Origin of the sequence: Dactylosporangium sp. CS-033363 (genome assembly GCF_050942475.1) — a bacterium.
Classification (GTDB): Bacteria; Actinomycetota; Actinomycetes; order Mycobacteriales; family Micromonosporaceae; genus Dactylosporangium.
Window position 1 is genome coordinate 5,206,161 of record NZ_CP192032.1, and the last position, 17,025, is coordinate 5,223,185.

A 17,025-nucleotide genomic window follows, 5' to 3' on the forward strand; every position below is an offset into this window, starting at 1 on the left:
CTTCGCCACCCCGCACCGTCAGCGGCGCGCGCCCCGCACGAGCAGGAACAGCCCCACGATGGCCACGATCGGGCCGACGATCGCCCACACGGTCGCCCCGCTCATGGCGCTGCCGCCGAGCACGTTCAGCCCCTGCAGCGTCCATACGACGCCGGCGAGCACCAGCAGGACGCCCACGATGACGAAGACCCAGCGCATGGGTCGAGCCTCCTCCTGCCGCGGCCGACCGGTCAATGGCCGTTCGCGCCCCGTAAGGATTCGTAGCGCGCGGCGACGGCGAGCGCCGCTTCGCGCATCGCGGCGCGCACGGACGGAGGTTCGAGCACCTCGAGCCGCGCCCCCAACCCGAGCAGGCTCCCCACCGCGTGCTCGACACCGTTGAACGACAGCTCGAGCCGCTCCCCGTCCGATCCGGTGAGGTGGCGGGCGAGCACCCGCCGGGCCAGCGGCGCCGCCGACGGCTCGACCAGCGCGACCACCCGCAGCTCGCGCGGGCGCGACTCGACGCCCGAGCGCAGCGTTGCCCACGCCGCGGCCAGGTCGAACCCGTCCGGGCGGGCGCTCGCTTCAGGAAGCACCGTGCACGACTCGACCCGCGCGACCCGCAGCAGCGCCGGTTCGGCCGTCACCAGGTACCAGACGCCCGCCTTGGCCACCAGCCCGGCCGGGTCGAGGGCGCGGCGGGCGCGGATGCCGGAGCTGTCGCGGTACGACACCTCGATCCGGCGGCCCTGCAGGAGCGCCTCGTGCAGGGCCGGCAGGTGGGGGACCGGCTCGCCGGAGCGCATCCACGGGTCGACGTCGACGAGCACGTGGCTGCGGCCCTCGGTCAGGCCGCCGCGCAGCGCCCCGCCGCCCGCGCCGGTGAGCTTCTCCAGCGCGGTGTCGAGCGCGTCGCCGAGGCCGAGGTCGCCCGCGAGGCGCGCCTGGCCGACCGCCAGCCCGGCGCCCTCGGCCCGGCTCAGGTGGGCCAGGCCCGCCCGGTACGTGTCGAGCAGCCGGATCCCGCCCTTCCGCCCGCGCTCGGTGTAGACGGGAATGCCCGCGCCGCTGAGTGCTTCGACATCGCGCAGCACCGTGCGCACGGAAACGCCCAAACGCTCAGCCAGGTCGGGTGCGACCGCCCCGGGCCGGGCCTGGAGCAGCAGCACGAGGGACAGGAGCCGATCGCCGCGCATGCCTCCGACGGTACCGCCAAAAACATGACAACAGGTGTCCTGTTTCCCCGCGCATGCTCGTTCGCATGCAGACACGCATCTCGGGGCCCTACGACATGGCCCGCCAGGCGGAGTTCTTCGGCGGCTGGGTACGCCCCGCCGACGACCCCCGCTCGATCCTCATGGCCTTCCCGGTCGAGGGCGGGAAGGAATCGGCCGCGGTCCTGCTCCGCCAGGAGGGCGACACGGTCACCGGCGAGGTCACCGGCCCGCCCGAGGCCTGGGACCAGGCCCTGGCCACCCTCTCGCTGGACGAGGACGGCACCGGCTGGCCCGAGGTCGGCGAGCGTGACCCGGTCATCGGCGCCCTGCAACGCGAGCACGCGTACCTGCGGCCGGTCCTGTTCCATTCCGCGTACGAGGCGGCCTGCGCGTTCGTGATCGGTCACCGCCTGCGCATCACGCAACAGCGCGCGATCCGCGCACGCATCGCGCGCACCCACGGCGCGGCGATCGAGTCCGGCGGCCAGGTCGTCCACGCGTTCCCGTCGCCGCGGGTCCTGCGCGGCCTCGGCGAGCTGCCGGGCCTCGACGCGGAGAAGCTCACGCGCCTGCACGGCATCGCCGACGCGGCCCTCGACGGCCGCCTGGACCGCGCACGTCTGCGCGCGATGCCGCTCGAGGAGGCCTACGCGGACGTCAAACGCCTGCGCGGTGTCGGCGACTTCTTCGCCACCGGCATCGTCCTGCGCGGCGCCGGCCGCCGCGACGCCATCCCGGCCGAGGGGTTCACCCGCCAGGGCCTTCAGCGTTTGTACCGTCTGCGCCACGAACCCACCGACGCCGACATGACCCGGATCGCCGAACCGTGGCGCCCCTTCCGCATGTGGTGCTCGGTGCTCGTGCACGCCAGCGAACGCCGCGCCCAATCCCGCACCACGTGACAGCAGCACCCGTTCGCACATACCCGCGCACTCGAACGAGCGCCGCCCACGCCCCGCGAAACTCGAACGAACGCCGGTGACGAGCGCACACGAACGAACGCCGGTGACGAGCGCACACGAACGAGCGCACACGAGCGAGCGCACGGACGAGCGCGCACGGACGAGCGCGCACGACGGGGGCGCGCGCAAAACGAGCGCGCGATCGCGCACGGAGGGGGCCGTGCGAGATCGCGCGCTCGGAGAAAACGACGGGGAGCGGACGCCGCTGTCCGCCCCCCGTCACCACCCGCGCAGAGGCTTAACGCAGCAGCGACAGCACGTTCTGCGGCGCCTGGTTGGCCTGGGCCAGCATGCTCGTGCCGGCCTGGGTCAGGATCTGCGAGCGGGTGTACGACACCATCTCCTGGGCCATGTCGGTGTCGCGGATGCGCGACTCCGACGCGGACAGGTTCTCCACCGCCACATTGAGGTTGTTGATGGTGTGCTCGAAACGGTTCTGGTAGGCACCGAGCGTGGCCCGCGCGGTCGAGACGCCCTTGATGGCCTTGTCGATCGCGTCGATCGCGGCGGTGCCGGAGCTGGTCAGGTCCAGCGAGCCGAGGCCGAGGCCGGTCGAGTCGAAACCGGACAGGCCGGAGCCGCTGCCGAACGCGGAGGAGCCCAGGCTGACGGCGATCTGGTCGGACGACGACCCGTTCGCGCCGACCTGGAAGGTGCCGGTGTACGCCGTGGTGCTGTCCAGCAGCTTCTGGCCGCCGAACGCGGTGGTCGACGCGATCCGGTCGAGCTCCTTGCCCAGCTGCGAGAACTCGGTCTGGGCGGCGGAGCGCGCGTCGGAGTCCTGCGAACCCGTGGAGGACGCCTGCACGGACAGGTCACGCATGCGCTGCAGGATCGAGTGGGTCTCGGTCAGCGCACCTTCAGCGGTCTGCACGACGGAGATGCCGTCCTGCGCGTTGCGAACTGCCACCTTCAGGCCGCCGATCTGCGAGCGCAGACCCTCGGAGATGGACAGGCCGGCCGCGTCGTCGGCGGCCCGGTTGATCCGGTAACCGGACGACAGCTTCTCGAGCGACTTGCTCATCTGGCTGTCGGTCACCGAAAGGTTCCGGTACGCGTTCTGGGCGGCGATGTTGTTGTTGATGCGAAGACCCATGATGTCCTCCTTGGAAGGGCTCCGACCGGCGTCCGTCCTTGGCGCCGTTGCCTCAGACATCGCCCGCCCGGAGCCCGGGATGAGGACTGCCGGGTCACGAAACCGTTGCCGTCAGGGTCGCCTCGGCAACGTGCAGGGTCTCCTCGACGAGCCGCAGCGCCCGCGCGTCCATGAGCCCGCGCCGGACCGGGTCGGCCGGGGTCGTGGTGCGGTACAGCACGACCGAGCACGACCCGGAATCGCTCACCCCGTTGCACGTCGCGGTGCCCGGCACGTCCCCGGGGTGCGACCAGAACCCGCCGGACGCCGTCGGCACCCGGAACGCACCCAGCCCGAACCCGAGCCCGGCGCGCACGTCCTGGTACGTCCCGGCGGGCACCGTACGGTCGAGTTCGGCCATCTGCGCCGGAGCGAGCAGTTCGCCGCCGCGCAGCGCGCACCAGAACCGGGTCAGGTCCGCCGTCGTGCTGACCAGGCCGCCCGCCGCGTCCAGCGCCGTCGGGTTGAGCTCGGTGACGTCCAGCAGCGGGCCGCCGGGGACGAGCTGCTGGTACGCGCGCGCCGAGGACCGGGGCAGCGACGGGTGGTCGTACGGGAAGTACGTGTCGCGCAACCCGAGCGGCCGGGCGATCCGGTTGCGCACCTGCTCGGCCCACGACCGTCCGGTGACCGCGCGCACGATCAGGCCGGCGACGAGCGCGTTGGTGTTCGAGTATGTCCATTCGCGCAGTGCGGGCTCGTCGCGCACGAGACGCACCAGGTCCGCGGGTTCGTGGCGCGCACCGAGCGCACCGCCGGGCAGACGACCCAAGTAGTCGGGCAGGCCGCTGGTGTGCTGGAGCACGGACCGTACCGAATAAGGGGCATCGGGCAGCAGGTCGGGCAGCAGCGACCCGACGGGGTCGCGCAGCGAGAGGCGGCCCTCGCCCGCGAGCTGCAGGACGACCGTGGCGGTGAAGGCGGCGGTCGTGCAGCCGATCCGGAAGCGCCCCGCGGCCGGCATGCCCGCCCCGGACCCGGCGGTGATGTCCCGCCCACCGGCGCGCACCTGGCCCTGCGCCCCGCCGGCCCCGAGCCGGACCAGGTCGTCGAGGGCCTCCTGCAGCATGTCCCGTGCCGTGCCGATGGTGTACTCCCGCATGCTGACCAGCGTCGCAACTCGCGCGCGCGGAATCGATCCCGCCAGCTTGCCGCCCGATGGCATGGCCAGCAGTAGTGACATCATGGGCCGATGTCCGAATTGACGTTCCGCGCGGCCGACGCCGCCGACGTGCCGGCGCTGGTGGAGCTCGTGCAGTCGGCGTACCGCGGCGACCGCAGCCGCGCCGGCTGGACCACCGAGGCCGACCTGCTCGACGGCCAGCGCACCGACCCGGCGATGGTGTCCGAAGCGATCACCGCCGAGGACAGCGTCGTGCTCGTCGCCCAGTCCGGCGCCGGCCTGGTGGCGTGCTGCCAGCTCGAACGCCACGACGGGTACGCGTACTTCGGCATGTTCGCCGTCGACCCGTCCCGCCAGCGCGGCGGTTTCGGCGCGGCCCTGCTCGCCGAGGCCGAACGCTATGCGCGTTTCGAGTGGGACGCGGCCGAGGTGCGCATGACGGTCATCGTGCAGCGCGAGGAACTGATCGCCTGGTACGAGCGGCACGGCTACACCCGCACGGGCGAGATCAGTCCGTTCCCGTACGGCGACGAGCGTTTCGGCGTGCCCCGCCGCCCCGACCTGGCGTTCGAGACGCTCGTCAAAAAGGTCGCATGAGCCGCTTCACGGGCGCGGCCGAGCACTACGCCGCGGGCCGCCGCCCCTATCCGCCGCAGTTCACGCAGGCTTTGCGAGAAGAACTGGGCCTCGACGGTACGGGCAGGCTGCTGGACGTCGGCTGCGGCCCCGGCTCGCTCACGGCGCTCCTCGCCCCGCTGTTCGAACGCGCAGTGGGCATAGACGCGGACCCGGACATGATCGCGCAAGCGCGCAAACAGTTCCCGGCCCTCGAGTGGCACGTCCTGCGCGGCGAGGACCTCCCCGCCGGCCTGGGCATGTTCGACGTGGTCACCTTCGCGCAGTCGTTCCACTGGATGGATCAGCCCCTCGTGGCCGAACGCGTCCGCGCCATGATCGAGCCGGGCGGCGCCTGGGTCCACGTGGGCGGCAACACCCACCGCGGCGTCGACGACCCCGGGCCCCTGCCGCTGCCCCGCCCGCCCTGGCCCGAGATCGACGAGCTCGTCCGCACCTACCTCGGCCGCGACCGCCCCGCCACGAAGTCGGGGGAGGAGGACGTGATGCGCGCCGCTGGCTACCGGGGCCCGGTCCGCCTGGTCCCGTGGCCGGGCGAGGTGGTCGAGCGCTCCGCCGACGAGGTGGTCTCCTCCGTGTACTCCATGTCGTACTCGACCCCGCACTTGTTCGCCGAACGCCGCGCCGTGTTCGAGTCGGACCTGCGCCGCCTGCTGCACGACGCCTCGCCGACGGGCCGCTTCGCCGAGCGCATGGGCCCACCGCAACTACTCGTCTGGCGCCCCTAAAGCGCCGACACCGCGTGCGCAATCGTGGTCGGTTTGCGGCCCAGCAGGGTTTCGAGGTCGCTCGTCTGGTGCTCGAGCGCGCCGGTGGCCGCGAGGTGGTGCAGGTAGGACATGGGGCCGGGTGGGGGCTGCTCGCGGTACGAGATGGGCGTTCGAAAATGCGCGGCGAGCACCTCGGCGAGCTCCGGGAACGTCCACAGTGGACCGGTGAGGTCGTAGGCGCGGCCCTCGTGGCCGGGGGTGGTCAGGACGGTGGCGGCGGCGCCGGCGAGGTCTGTGCGGGTCGCGGTGTTGAGGCCGCGGCCGGCGGTGCCGCTCGTCAGCTCGCCCGTTTCGGCCGAAGCGCGCAGTCCGGCGTGGACGAAGGCGTCGGTGTAGAACGGGTTGCGCAGGAACACGTGCGGGCGGCCGGTCGCGCGGATCGCGGCCTCCGTGGCGTGGTGGGCCTCGGTGACGCCCGGACCCGGACGGTCCGCGCCGAGGAAGCTGGTGTAGACGAGCAGGTCGGCGCCAATTGCGGCCGCGGTCACGTTTTGGTGCTGGGCCACGCGGCGTGCGGTGTCCAGCTCGGGTGACGAGATCAGCAGGAGCGTGGCGACGTTCGCGAAGGCGCGTTCAAGGGTGGGCGGTTGGTCGTAGTCGCCGTGGCGGACCTGCACGCCGCGCGCGGTCAGGTCGGCGAGCTTGGCCGGGTCGCGCACCACGGCGACGATCCGGTGCGGCGGGACGAGGTGCAGGAGCCGGTCGACGACTTGGCGGCCCAGCGCGCCGGAGGCGCCGGTGACGGCGATGAGATCCGAGGTCACGCGCCAAGATTCACATGGCTGTCAACGGCATTTCGCAGCAGCCGGCGCAGTTCGCCGACGCACATCATGTAGCCGGTCGGGGTGGGCAGGTGTGCGACATAGTGCTCGAGGTCGGCGGCGAGTGCGAACACGCGCGTCGGGGTCGAGGTGCGCTCGGCGTCCTCGACCGCCTTGCGCAGGCCGTCGAGGACCGCCGGGTGGCGGGTCCGGTAGGACTCGGCGACCAGGTGATTGCTCCGGTCGGCGGCGAGGTAGAACTGCACGAGGTCCTTGGTACCGACGAACAGCTCGTCCGCGCCGGCGGCGCAGATGGCCGACGTGGCGTGTACCGCGGCGGGGGTTTCGATGAAGGCCGACAGGGGCGTGTCCGGGGGCAGTCCGAGGTGCGGGCGGAGCTTGGCGAACTCCTCGGCGTCGTTGAGGAACGGGGCGGACAGGCTGATCCGGCCGGCCTCGGCGCCGAGGCGGGTGTGCAGGGCGTCCAGAACGACGTGCAGTGCGTGCGGGTACGCGTCCGAGCGCAGCAGCCACCGCGTGCCGTGCAGGCCCATGTCCGGGTTGGGCTCGGTGTGGATCGGGGTGCGCTCGGTGATGCGCGCGGCGTCGTCGGAGCGCAGGTCGAGCATGCGCAGGATGAGGCGCTGGCCGGGGGCGAGCAGCTCGACGTACGTCTGCAGGCGCTCGGCCACCGCCCGCCCGTAGGCGTCGACGCCGGCCGGGCCGCCGTGCAGGGAGTCGATCGGGCTCAGGCCGGCGGCGAGGCACAGGAACTCCTCGCGCAGGAAGAACGACTCGACACGCTCCGGCGCGACGGCGTTCAGCGAGCGGATGTCGTCCGCGTCGGCGATGACCGCGCAGGCCGAACCGAGCACGTCCGGCGACGGTGTCGCAGCGCGCGAATGCGCATCGGGCGCGGCGGGGGTGCCGAGCACGATCGTCTGTGCGTGCAGGTCGAGCGTGACGTCGCCGAAGAGGCGGTCGAGGTCGGCCGGGTCGACGCGCAGGACCGGGATGCTCTTCGCGCGGCACAGCGACTGCATGTGCCCGGTGGCGCCGCCGCGGCTGCACACGATCGCGCGGGCGGCGAGCATCGCGTCGTACAAGTTGGGGCTCAGGACGGGTGTGACGAGGATGGAGCCTTCGATCGGCTGCCCGGTGCGATTGCACGCCCCGCTCACCGCCGGCGCGGTTCCGGGGGTGAGCAGGACGCCGCGGATCGGTCCGTCGGTCACGTGATCTCCGCTTCTTCGGTTGTGATGCGCAGCTGGTGGCGCAGCTGGCGCGGTGTCACCGAAATGTCCGTGAGCCGCTCGACCGCCGCCTGGTTCACGGCCGCCCGCACGAGGTGGGCCCGGCCGTCGCTCAGCGGCTCGCGGAAACCGGCGGTGGCGCGCAGGTGCGCATCCAGCCGGTCGTCGAGGCGGCGGCGTTCGTTGCGCGAACGCGCGGCCAGGCGCCGCACCTCGAGCGCGACCGCCTCCTCGAACGCCGAGGCGGTCGACTCGTCCTGCGCGAACGTGGCGCCGAGGTCGGCCGCGGCCAGCCGGGCCTCGCCGTCGCATTGCAGCTCGAAGCGCTCGATCACGTGCGCGGCGACGACGATCGAGTGGTTCTTGATCGCGGCCAGGTTGAACGCGAACGCACCCGAGCGTCCGTTGCGCACGATCTCGTCGCCCTCGCGCATCACGCCGATCGCCGACAGCGGGGTGATCGGCTCGCCGCCGGGGCGCAGCGGGGTGCCCTGCTCGTCGATCTCGATCCCGCGGCCGGTCCGGCGGTGGGCCGTGACCAGGTGCTTGCCGAGCAGATTCTTCCACAGCGGCGAGCCGACCTGGGTGTAGTCCGCCTCCCGGCCGAAGTTGCACACGACCAGGTCGGCCAGGATCACCCGCCGGGTCGCGGGGGCGGCCACGGTCACCGCGAGCTGCACCGGCCCGACCGGCTCGACCTGCTGGACCTTGCCCAGCACGACCTCGACGTGCTCGGAGGTCATCGCGTCCTCGACGATCGCGGTCGTGTACGGCACCGCGCCGACCCGCAGCGCGGCGATCTGCGTGCCGTACTCGTCGAGCAGCTGGCGCAGTTCGTACGTCGGGATCAGGTCGATGATCTCCGGGAGGTACGGCTCCCACGCCTTCGCCGTCCGCTCGGTCACGACCGTTTCGGCCATCCCGGGGTGCTCGGCGCGCACCGTCGCGCACGCGCTCTCCCACTCCGTGCGCACTCGGGCGAGGAACTCGTCGCGGTTGCGGTACGGCTCGAGCAGCCGCTCCGGCGCGGGCAGCTGGATGACGCCGTGCTGGTGGTCGTCGGGGTACGTGCGCGGGGTCGTGCCGGACCGGGAAACGAGGTGAATGGCGCCGGTGTGGCCCTGGCGCAGCAGCAGCGCCGCCGAGTCGAATGCGCTGAGCACGGTACCGACGATGACGACGCTCGATTGCGCCGGAATGGACAGGAGGCGCCGCACGCCGTCGGTCGAGTACGGCTGGCGGATGAACGCGTCGTGCGCGAGCACCTCGGCGGCGAAGGCGGGCGATTTCAGTTCCAGACCCGTCGCCAGTACCACATGATCGGCCGTCAGCGTCGAAGTGTGCCCGGTCGCGTGGCGGACCGTCGCCTCCGCCTGCTCCCCGCGGATGGCCAGATCGACCGCCTCGCCCTCGGCCTCAATCAGATCGACGTCCGGATATGCCTCGCGGCGTGCATCGGCGATCCTTGCCGTCAGGTAATCGTGGTAGATGCGCCGCGGGGCCGGGCCGTGCTCGACGAAGTCGAAGTCCGTCCACGGCGCCGGCCAGTGCCGCCGGTCCGCCTCGTCGTTCGCCCAGCGCACGAAGTCGTCGACGTCCTCGCGGAACGCGGACATCCGGCCGGCCTGGATGTTGAAGACGTGATCCCACGGATTGCCGTCGCGGTGGTACGCCACGCCGGCGTACCGGTAATCCGGACGGCGCTCGAGTAACACGATTTCCAGCGGGGCGCGTGCGAACCGTAGCAGCCGGATCGCCGTGGCGGTGCCGGCCAGGCCGGAGCCGATGATGAGGATTCGCGGTCGGCGCATTGCTGGAGTCTCGCGGGTGTCGCGGGGCGCGTTCAACTTCATCAGTGCGGATGTAGCAATATCGCGGGTGAAACGGCGTGGCGCGCAATGGGAGACTGGCGGGCATGGATGAGCTGACCGTCACGCTGGAGCAGTCGGGCCGCACGGCGACCGTGGCCGGGATTCGCGCGCACACCATCGTGATGGACCGTCCCGAGGCGCAGGGCGGAACCGACGCCGGGCCGATGGGCGGCGAGACGCTGCTCGCCGCGGTCGGGGGCTGCTTCATGAGCACCCTCTATGCGGCGGCGGGCGCTCGATCCATCGACGTCAAAGACGCGACATGCACGGTCGTCGGTACGTTTGCCGCCTCCCCGCGCCGATTCGGTGCCCTTCGCATCGAGGTGGCGTGCTCGTCCGTGCCGGCCTCGGAACTGGCGCATCTGGTCGAGGTCGCGTCGCGGGGCTGCCTGGTGGTGGCGACGTTGCGGCAGGGAATGGACGTCACTGTGGGTACAAGCGAGGCCTAAGGCTTCTTGGCCACAGCTCCCAGGACCGAACGCTGCTCGTTTTCGGCCGGGTCGTCCGGGTCCGGGTGCCAGCTCGTGATCGGCACGATGCCCGGTTCGATCAGGTCGAGCCCGGCGAGGATCGCGGCCACCTGCTCGGGTGTGCGCGTTCGCACCGTGGTGGGTGTCCGGCCGTACAACTTGGTGACCTGCTCGTGCTCCTGCCCGAGGTCCTCGACGGCGGTGAAGTGCGAGACGGCCACGAAACTGCCTGGTGCGAGCGCTGCCGTGAGCTCGCGGACGAGCGCCGGCGGGTCGTCCTCGTCGCTCAGGAAATGCAGCACCGCGACGAGCAGGACGGCGACCGGCTGCTCGAAATCGAGCAGAGCGCGCACCCGCTCGTGGCCGATGATGCGCGCCGGAGTGCGCAGATCGCCACCGATGGCCGCGGCGTGCGCATTGCCCGCGAGAATCGCCTGGCCGTGCGAGACGGCGACGTCGTCGATGTCGACATACACCACGCGCGCCTCGGGGTCGATCGCCTGCACGACCTCGTGCACATTGCCGCGCGTGGGAATGCCGGAGCCGATGTCGAGAAATTGACGCACACCCTGCGCCGCGAGCCGGCGCACGACCCGGCCGAGGAACGCTCGATTGGTGTGCGCGACCTGGAGAATGCCGGGCCAGGCGGAGATCAGCTGCTCGGCGAACTCCCGGTCGACGGCGAAGTTGTGGTACCCGCCGAGTCCGTAGTCGTAGACCCGGGCGGCATTGGGAACGGTCACATCGACGCCGTCGGGCGCCCACTCGGGCAGGCTCACGGATCGAGGGTAACCGCCGACTGTAAATATGACGATCTGATGTCAGGCTACTGGAACGTGGCACGTTGTCCTTACCGTTGTTGGCGTGACCGAGCCTTCCTTCACCGTTCCCGCTGCTCCTGCGCCGTTGCCTGGTGCGCCTGACTCGCCTTTGGCGCCTTCGGCTCCTCCGGTGGCTCCCTCGGTTTCGTCGGTTTCTTCGGCTTCGTCGGCTTTCTCCGTAGAGCCGCAGGCCTCGATCGCCGGCGGGCCGGCTGATCCTTCGGTTCTGGATGGGCAGGGCGATCCCGGGGCGCCGAAGGTTGAGGGGCCGCCGCCCGGGCTGTGGGCGAAGATGAAGGCCGACCCGGAGTACGCGCCGGAGCACCTCGCCCTCGAGGCGGTCACGCGTCTTGGCCCGCGCATGGCCAACGAGCTGGAGAAGCTCAAGGGCCAGAACCCCGGCGCCCCGGCCGATGCGCTCGCCGACATGATCATTTATCGGTACGTCAACCAGTCCCGCCTCTCCGGCGCCGTCGGCGGCGCCGTGCCGGTCGCCGGTGCGCTGCTCGACGTGGGCGTACTGGCCTGGACGCAGGCGCGGATGGTGCTGATGCTCGCCGCGAACTACGGCCTCGACCCGGCGCATCCCGACCGGGCCGTGGACCTGCTCGTGCTGCAGGGGATTCACAAGTACACCCAGACCGCCCGCACGGCGCTGGCCGTTGCCCGGGGGCGGGAGAGCATCGACGCGCTGATGCCGGCGGACCGTCCCGAGGTGCGCAAGGTGCTGATGCGGCTCGGTTTGAAGCTCGCGCAGATGGCCGGCGTACGGGCGGTCAAGAAGATGGCGGCGAAGGTCATTCCGGGCCTGGCGATCATCCTGGGCGGGGTCACGAACGGGAACGCGACGCGGGCGCTCGGGGGGCGGGCGATCGGGCTGTACCGGCGGCCGCCGATGCCGTACCACGCGCCGCTGGCCTTCCACCCGCCGCGCCAGCTGCCGCCTGGCCGGTGATGCTGCGTCGCTTTCTCGGCTCCGGCTGATTTTCGCTTTCTCGCTTTCTCGCTTTCTCGCTTTCTCGCTTTCTCGCTTCTCGCTTTCTCGCTTTCTCGCTTCTCGCTTTCGCGTCGCTGTGTCGACGTTGCGCTTGGCCGGCAGCCGGGCGCCGCTTGCGCTGGCGTTTTGGCGCTCGGCCTGGCGTGGCGTGTGGTCGTGCGGTCGGCCCAGCGTGGCTGGCGGTCGTGCGGTCGGCCCGGCGTGGCTGGCTTCTACAGTCGTGCGATCGGCCGGGCGTGACTGATTCCTGCGCTCGTGCGCTCAACCCGGCGTGACTGATTCCTGCGCTCGTGCGCTCAACCCGGCGTGACTGACTTCTGCGCTCGGGCGATTGCCCGGGGCGACTGCTGCTGACCGCCGACGTCGGCCGGGTGTGGCGACAGGTGATGCTCGGCGGGCTCCTGGGGCCGGCGAGGTTGACCAAGTTGCGTTACCAACGGTAGAGATTCGGCCACGATGGGGTGATGGGGCGCGGACCGGCCGGATGGAGCCTGCGGACCAAACTGCTCGCCGCGGTGCTGGCCATGGTCGCGCTCGCCCTGGCCGGGATTTGCGTCGCGACCACGTTGGCGCTGCGGCAGTACCTCATGAAGCGCATCGACGGCCAGGTGACCGACACGGCCCGCCTCACCGCCGCCCGGATTGACGACTACGGCAATCTGGACGCCGCGCCGCGCGGACCGAACCGAGGACCGGAGCTGGCCAACGCGTTCTACGTGCGGTACATGCCGAAAAGCGGAACGGCGCAGGTGCTCTTCGAGCGCAACGGCGCCGCGGCCGACCAGGCCCGCCCGCACCTCGCCGCGGCCGGGAAGACTCCCGTGGGCCGGCTGTTCGACGTCGACTCCGATGGCGGCGGGAGCGGCTGGCGGGCGATGACGGTGCGCGACACCGCCGGCGAGATCACGGTCGCGGTCAGCCTCAACGAGGTCGACGGCACGGTGGATCGGCTCGTGACCCTGGAGTCGGCGATCGCCGGCGCGCTGCTGCTCGTGCTGGTCGCCGTCGCCCTGGTCCTGATCCGCTCGAGCCTGCGCGGGCTGGTCCAGGTCGAGCGTACGGCGGCCGGCATCGCGGCGGGCACCCTGTCCACACGCATCCCCGTGCCGCACCCGGACACCGAGGTGGGCCGCCTGTCCACGGCCCTGAACACCATGCTCGGCCGCCTCGAGGACGCCTTCGCCGCCCAGCAGGACTCGGAGGCCGACGCGCGCGACTCGGAGCTGCGCATGCGCCGCTTCGTCGGCGACGCCTCGCACGAGCTGCGCACGCCGCTGACGGCGATCCGCGGCTTCGCCGAGCTCTACCGGCAGCGCGGCGGCTCCGACGAGGCGGCCACCGCGGTCCTGGCCCGCATCGAGCAGCACGCGGCACGGATGGGCCTGCTGGTCGAGGAATTGCTGTTACTGGCCCGCCTCGATCAGGAGCGGCCGCTGGAGCTGCAGTCGGTCGACCTGCTGGGCCTGGCCACCGACGCGGTACTCGACGCCCGGGTCACCGCCCCCGCCCACACCGTCCGCCTGCACGTCGGCGACACGTCTGCGGCCGCGGACCAGTCCGACACCGCGGAGGCCGAGGCGCCGATCGTACTGGGCGACGACACCAAGCTCCGCCAGGTCCTCACGAACCTCCTGGCCAACGCGTACACCCACACCCCGGCGGGCACCCGCGTCACGGTCTCGGTGGCGGTACACGACTCGGGCGTGGTGCTGGCGGTCACCGACAACGGCCCGGGCATGACGCCGGAGGACGCGGAACGGGTCTTCGAACGTTTCTACCGCACCGACCCGTCCCGCACCCGGGCCGCCGGCGGCTCAGGACTGGGCCTGGCGATCGTGGCCTCGATCGTCCAGGCGCACGGCGGCCGCGTGACGCTGGAGACGGCGCTGGGGGAGGGCGCCCGGTTCGAGGTACACCTGCCCCTGCACCGAACGGATCTCCCCACCCCGTCGCCGGTCGCCTCGCAGTGACCGCCGCGCCGCCGTGCTGTACTCGTTGCGAGGCTGCTATCGCTGCTCAGGCCGCTGCGGTGGAATGTGGCACCGAAGACTTGTCGGCCCGCCGGTCACGCGGTGTGACCGGCCCCGAATTACCGCAATGCCGATTACGGTAATCCAATAATCGGTAATTGCAGCCGAGGCCGCCGCCCCGCCCTCCTACCGAACGCCGCCCGAACCGACGATCGATCTTCGGTGCGCCGGCGTCAGGTGGTCTGAGTGGGACGTGGGCTGGCCTGCCGCTGCCCGTTCCCGCCGTTCCCGTTGCCGCCGCCGCGGTTTCCGTTGCCTTGGCGCATCAGGGCGGTGTCCGTGATCGTAGTGGCCGTGGCGGTGTCGCCGGAGACCAAACCGATCACCGTGACCGTGTCCCCGGTCTTCACGTCACCAATCTTCGACGCCCCGTTGTCGACCTTGGTATCGGCCCCCACCACAAACGTCGTGGCGTGCCCGTCCTCGCTCTTGGCCGTGATCGAGGTGGCACTGACCGCGGTGACGGTACCGGTCTGCAGCCGCTGCGTGACGTACTGCCCGTCGCTGCCCTTCACGACGAAGTCACCGTGCAGGGCCCCGCTGATCACGTTGCCGCCGCGGGCGAACCCGCCGCCGGGGAAGCCGCCTTGACCGGCCTGGCCACCCTGCGCGTTCTGGCCGTTCTGGCCGTTCTGTGCACCGGGCGCGCCCTGACCGCCGCCGGGGAAACCCTGTCCGCCTCCACGCCCGCCGCCCGGTCCGCCGCTCTGGCTCTGCCCGGACCCGCTGTCACTGGCCGCCTGCGCCACCGCCACGCCGCCACCGATCACGATGACGGCGGACACGGCCGCGACGATGCCGAGCTTCAACCGCGACGAGCCCGCGGGGGCGGCGGGTTGCCCACCGTCGATGCCGCCGGTCGGCCCGGACGGCGCGCCAGCAGCCCAGATCGGCGTGGTCACAGCCCCGGGCGGCCCAGAAACCGGCTGCGGCGCACCCAGATTCGGCGCACCCAGGTTCGGCACACCCGCGTTCGGCGCGGTCGCGGACTCTGAAGCCCCGGCGGCCGTCGCGGCCTGTTGCGACGTCGGCGGCAGCGGCGCACCCACGTTCGGCACACCCTGGCTCGGCGCGGTCGCGGACTCTGACGCCCCGACGACCGGCTGTGGCGCGGTGTGTTGCGACGCCGACGGTTGCGAAATCGGCGGCTGCGAATCCCCCAAGACAGACGCCGGGTCCGACGCCGACCCCGACGCCGGGTCCGAAGCTGACCCCGACGCCGGGTCCGACGCTGACGCCGCCGGCGCCGACGCTTGCGGGGCCGCCCACTCCGAGGCCGGCGATTGCGGTACCACCGGCTGAGCCGCGGCCGGATTCGATGAAGGCGCGGGCGGGCCGGCAACCGGCTGCGGCGCGGTCGGGTCGTCGTGGGGCGAGCTCATCGGGCGCACTCCTGCGGAGAGGTCGGTCCTGTCCAGACGACCGTGCACGCGATAACTGGCACCGCAATCCCACAGACCTGTCAGGTGACTGTGAATCGCACGATGCCAGGTAACGGCCCATTCACAGATCCTCGATAGGCTGACGATCATGAGCGAGGTCGTCGAACTGGCGCAGGCCCTGATCCGGTACGACACCACGAACACCAGCGACGACGGTGCCACCGGCGACGAGCGCGCCGCGGCGGAGTTCGTGGCCGAAAGGCTCGCCGACGCCGGTTTCCAGCCGGTGTACCTCGAATCCGCCCCCAAACGCGGCAACGTCGTCGTCCGCCTGCCCGGCGCCGACCCGACCCGCGGCGCCCTGCTCATCCACGGCCATCTCGACGTCGTGCCCGCCGACGCCTCCGAGTGGTCGGTCCCCCCGTTCGCCGGCGAGATCCGCGACGGATACCTCTGGGGACGCGGCGCGATCGACATGAAACACATGGTGGCGATGGCGCTGTCGGTCGCCCGTCGTTTCAAGCGTGACAATGTGGTACCGCCACGTGACATCGTGTTCGCCTTCGTCGCCGACGAGGAGGCAGGCGGCCGGCAGGGCGCGGGCTTCCTGGTCGACCAGCACCGGGACCTGTTCGACGGCGTGACCGAGGCGATCAGCGAGGTCGGCGGCTTCTCGTACACCGTGCGTGACGACGTGCGCGCCTACCTCGTCGAGACGGCCGAGAAGGGCGTCATGTGGCTGCGCCTGAAGGTTCGCGGCACCCCCGGCCACGGCTCGATGCTGCACACCGACAACCCGGTCGCCAAGCTCACCAAGGCGTTGACCCGCCTCGAGGAGCACCAGTTCCCGCTGGTCCTGCACCCGGCGACGCGCGAGTTCCTGGCCGGCGTCAGCGACCTGACCGGCATCCCGTTCGACCCCGACGACCCGGAACAGACGGTCGCCCGCCTCGGCTCACTCTCCCGCATGATCGGCGCCACGCTGCGTGACACGGCCAACACGACAATGCTCAAAGCCGGATACAAAGCCAATGTCGTACCGTCCGTAGCCGAAGCCACCGTCGACGGCCGCATGCTGCCGGGCCGCGAGCGAGCCTTCGAGCGCGAACTGGCCGAGGTCCTCGGCCCCGACGTCGAGCTCGACTGGGACCTGCTGCCCCCGGTCGCCACGACCTTCGACGGCCACCTGGTCGACGCCATGGCCACCGCCATCGAGTCCGAGGACCCGGGCGCCCGCCTCCTGCCCTACATGCTCTCGGCCGGCACCGACGCAAAGTCCTTCCAGCGCCTCGGAATCCGCCACTTCGGCTTCGCCCCACTCCGCCTGCCGAAGGACCTCGACTTCACCGCCCTCTTCCACGGCATCGACGAGCGCGTACCCCTCGACGGCCTGGAATTCGGCGAACGCGTCCTCGACCGCCTCCTTCGCACCTGCTGAACCGCCCGGGCCCGCCACACGCCCAAGAATGCCGAAGCGCGCCAGACGGCCGAGGACGCCGAAGGCCGGCGCGTCACGCGCTCGGGACGCTCAAGCCATCGCAGTCGACTGGGACGCCGAAGCCGCGGCCCGAACGCGACAACGCCGGCCCGGCGGCAGAAAACCCGCGGAGCCGGC

16 protein-coding genes are annotated in these 17,025 nt (G+C 71.7%); 7 read left to right on the forward strand and 9 right to left on the reverse strand.

The window, feature by feature from the left end; all coding sequences use genetic code 11:
* Positions 1-18: 18 nt before the first annotated feature.
* Positions 19-198: a hypothetical protein gene (locus ACQPZ4_RS24170; protein WP_433065377.1), complete on the reverse strand. Its 180-nt coding sequence runs from the start codon at positions 196-198 to the stop codon at positions 19-21.
* Between the two features lie 32 nt (positions 199-230).
* Positions 231-1,178 (reverse strand): helix-turn-helix transcriptional regulator, encoded by a 948-nt coding sequence (locus ACQPZ4_RS24175; protein WP_433065380.1) that lies wholly within the window; start codon positions 1,176-1,178, stop codon positions 231-233.
* A 65-nt stretch (positions 1,179-1,243) separates the two neighbouring features.
* On the opposite strand from ACQPZ4_RS24175, the gene ACQPZ4_RS24180 reads away from it, so the two are divergent.
* Positions 1,244-2,101 (forward strand): DNA-3-methyladenine glycosylase family protein, encoded by an 858-nt coding sequence (locus ACQPZ4_RS24180; protein ID WP_433065382.1) that lies wholly within the window; start codon positions 1,244-1,246, stop codon positions 2,099-2,101.
* A 298-nt stretch (positions 2,102-2,399) separates the two neighbouring features.
* Here the strand turns inward: ACQPZ4_RS24180 and ACQPZ4_RS24185 are convergent, their stop codons facing one another.
* Together ACQPZ4_RS24185 and ACQPZ4_RS24190 are read right to left on the reverse strand one after the other, a co-directional pair.
* Positions 2,400-3,257 carry a flagellin gene (locus ACQPZ4_RS24185; protein WP_433065385.1) on the reverse strand — a complete coding sequence of 286 codons (858 nt, stop codon included), beginning with the start codon at positions 3,255-3,257 and terminating at the stop codon, positions 2,400-2,402.
* Between the two features lie 94 nt (positions 3,258-3,351).
* Positions 3,352-4,398: a serine hydrolase domain-containing protein gene (locus ACQPZ4_RS24190; protein WP_433065388.1), complete on the reverse strand. Its 1,047-nt coding sequence runs from the start codon at positions 4,396-4,398 to the stop codon at positions 3,352-3,354.
* Between the two features lie 90 nt (positions 4,399-4,488).
* Here ACQPZ4_RS24190 and ACQPZ4_RS24195 point away from each other — a divergent pair, with 90 nt between their 5' ends.
* Both ACQPZ4_RS24195 and ACQPZ4_RS24200 read left to right on the forward strand, forming a co-directional pair.
* Complete coding sequence (locus ACQPZ4_RS24195) at positions 4,489-5,016, forward strand: GNAT family N-acetyltransferase (RefSeq protein ID WP_433065390.1); 528 nt, start codon at positions 4,489-4,491, stop codon at positions 5,014-5,016.
* Positions 5,013-5,783, forward strand: coding sequence for a class I SAM-dependent methyltransferase (locus ACQPZ4_RS24200; RefSeq protein WP_433065393.1), 771 nt, complete (start codon positions 5,013-5,015; stop codon positions 5,781-5,783). Before ACQPZ4_RS24195 ends, ACQPZ4_RS24200 begins: the two co-directional genes overlap by 4 nt.
* On the opposite strand, the gene ACQPZ4_RS24205 is transcribed toward ACQPZ4_RS24200, so the two are convergent.
* From ACQPZ4_RS24205 to ACQPZ4_RS24215, 3 genes are read right to left on the reverse strand one after another with little or no spacing between them, the layout of a single operon-like run.
* On the reverse strand, positions 5,780-6,589 hold the full coding sequence (locus tag ACQPZ4_RS24205; RefSeq protein WP_433065396.1) for an NAD(P)H-binding protein: 810 nt from the start codon (positions 6,587-6,589) through the stop codon (positions 5,780-5,782). The genes ACQPZ4_RS24200 and ACQPZ4_RS24205 overlap by 4 nt on opposite strands.
* Complete coding sequence (locus ACQPZ4_RS24210; RefSeq protein ID WP_433065399.1) at positions 6,586-7,821, reverse strand: putative PEP-binding protein; 1,236 nt, start codon at positions 7,819-7,821, stop codon at positions 6,586-6,588. The genes ACQPZ4_RS24205 and ACQPZ4_RS24210 overlap by 4 nt, the downstream gene beginning before the upstream one ends.
* Positions 7,818-9,650 carry an FAD/NAD(P)-binding protein gene (locus tag ACQPZ4_RS24215; protein WP_433065402.1) on the reverse strand — a complete coding sequence of 611 codons (1,833 nt, stop codon included), beginning with the start codon at positions 9,648-9,650 and terminating at the stop codon, positions 7,818-7,820. Before ACQPZ4_RS24215 ends, ACQPZ4_RS24210 begins: the two co-directional genes overlap by 4 nt.
* Before the next feature lie 104 nt (positions 9,651-9,754).
* Between ACQPZ4_RS24215 and ACQPZ4_RS24220 the strand changes: the two genes are divergently transcribed.
* Positions 9,755-10,159 (forward strand): OsmC family protein, encoded by a 405-nt coding sequence (locus ACQPZ4_RS24220; protein ID WP_433065405.1) that lies wholly within the window; start codon positions 9,755-9,757, stop codon positions 10,157-10,159.
* Here ACQPZ4_RS24220 and ACQPZ4_RS24225 read toward each other — a convergent pair.
* Entirely contained in the window at positions 10,156-10,959 is an 804-nt protein-coding gene (locus tag ACQPZ4_RS24225; protein ID WP_433065408.1) for an SAM-dependent methyltransferase, read from the reverse strand. The two genes, ACQPZ4_RS24220 and ACQPZ4_RS24225, sit on opposite strands and share 4 nt — an antisense overlap.
* Before the next feature lie 334 nt (positions 10,960-11,293).
* Between ACQPZ4_RS24225 and ACQPZ4_RS24230 the strand changes: the two genes are divergently transcribed.
* Positions 11,294-11,956, forward strand: coding sequence for an EcsC family protein (locus ACQPZ4_RS24230; RefSeq protein WP_433065411.1), 663 nt, complete (start codon positions 11,294-11,296; stop codon positions 11,954-11,956).
* Positions 11,957-12,462: 506 nt separating this feature from the next.
* The gene (locus ACQPZ4_RS24235; protein WP_433065413.1) at positions 12,463-13,968 is read left to right on the forward strand and encodes a sensor histidine kinase; all 1,506 of its coding nucleotides are present in this window, start codon (positions 12,463-12,465) and stop codon (positions 13,966-13,968) included.
* Between the two features lie 233 nt (positions 13,969-14,201).
* On the opposite strand, the gene ACQPZ4_RS24240 is transcribed toward ACQPZ4_RS24235, so the two are convergent.
* On the reverse strand, positions 14,202-15,077 hold the full coding sequence (locus tag ACQPZ4_RS24240; protein WP_433065415.1) for a hypothetical protein: 876 nt from the start codon (positions 15,075-15,077) through the stop codon (positions 14,202-14,204).
* A gap of 481 nt (positions 15,078-15,558) precedes the next feature.
* On the opposite strand from ACQPZ4_RS24240, the gene ACQPZ4_RS24245 reads away from it, so the two are divergent.
* The gene (locus ACQPZ4_RS24245) at positions 15,559-16,848 is read left to right on the forward strand and encodes a M20/M25/M40 family metallo-hydrolase (protein WP_433065418.1); all 1,290 of its coding nucleotides are present in this window, start codon (positions 15,559-15,561) and stop codon (positions 16,846-16,848) included.
* The last annotated feature ends 177 nt before the right edge of the window (positions 16,849-17,025 follow it).

Coding starts and splice junctions, on each gene's coding strand:
- ACQPZ4_RS24170 (WP_433065377.1), bottom strand. CDS start 198: ATGCGCTGGGTCTTCGTCATCGTGGGCGTCCTGCTGGTGCTCGCCGGC.
- ACQPZ4_RS24175 (WP_433065380.1), bottom strand. CDS start 1,178: ATGCGCGGCGATCGGCTCCTGTCCCTCGTGCTGCTGCTCCAGGCCCGG.
- ACQPZ4_RS24180 (WP_433065382.1), top strand. CDS start 1,244: ATGCAGACACGCATCTCGGGGCCCTACGACATGGCCCGCCAGGCGGAG.
- ACQPZ4_RS24185 (WP_433065385.1), bottom strand. CDS start 3,257: ATGGGTCTTCGCATCAACAACAACATCGCCGCCCAGAACGCGTACCGG.
- ACQPZ4_RS24190 (WP_433065388.1), bottom strand. CDS start 4,398: ATGCGGGAGTACACCATCGGCACGGCACGGGACATGCTGCAGGAGGCC.
- ACQPZ4_RS24195 (WP_433065390.1), top strand. CDS start 4,489: ATGTCCGAATTGACGTTCCGCGCGGCCGACGCCGCCGACGTGCCGGCG.
- ACQPZ4_RS24200 (WP_433065393.1), top strand. CDS start 5,013: ATGAGCCGCTTCACGGGCGCGGCCGAGCACTACGCCGCGGGCCGCCGC.
- ACQPZ4_RS24215 (WP_433065402.1), bottom strand. CDS start 9,650: ATGCGCCGACCGCGAATCCTCATCATCGGCTCCGGCCTGGCCGGCACC.
- ACQPZ4_RS24220 (WP_433065405.1), top strand. CDS start 9,755: ATGGATGAGCTGACCGTCACGCTGGAGCAGTCGGGCCGCACGGCGACC.
- ACQPZ4_RS24230 (WP_433065411.1), top strand. CDS start 11,294: ATGAAGGCCGACCCGGAGTACGCGCCGGAGCACCTCGCCCTCGAGGCG.
- ACQPZ4_RS24235 (WP_433065413.1), top strand. CDS start 12,463: ATGGGGCGCGGACCGGCCGGATGGAGCCTGCGGACCAAACTGCTCGCC.
- ACQPZ4_RS24245 (WP_433065418.1), top strand. CDS start 15,559: ATGAGCGAGGTCGTCGAACTGGCGCAGGCCCTGATCCGGTACGACACC.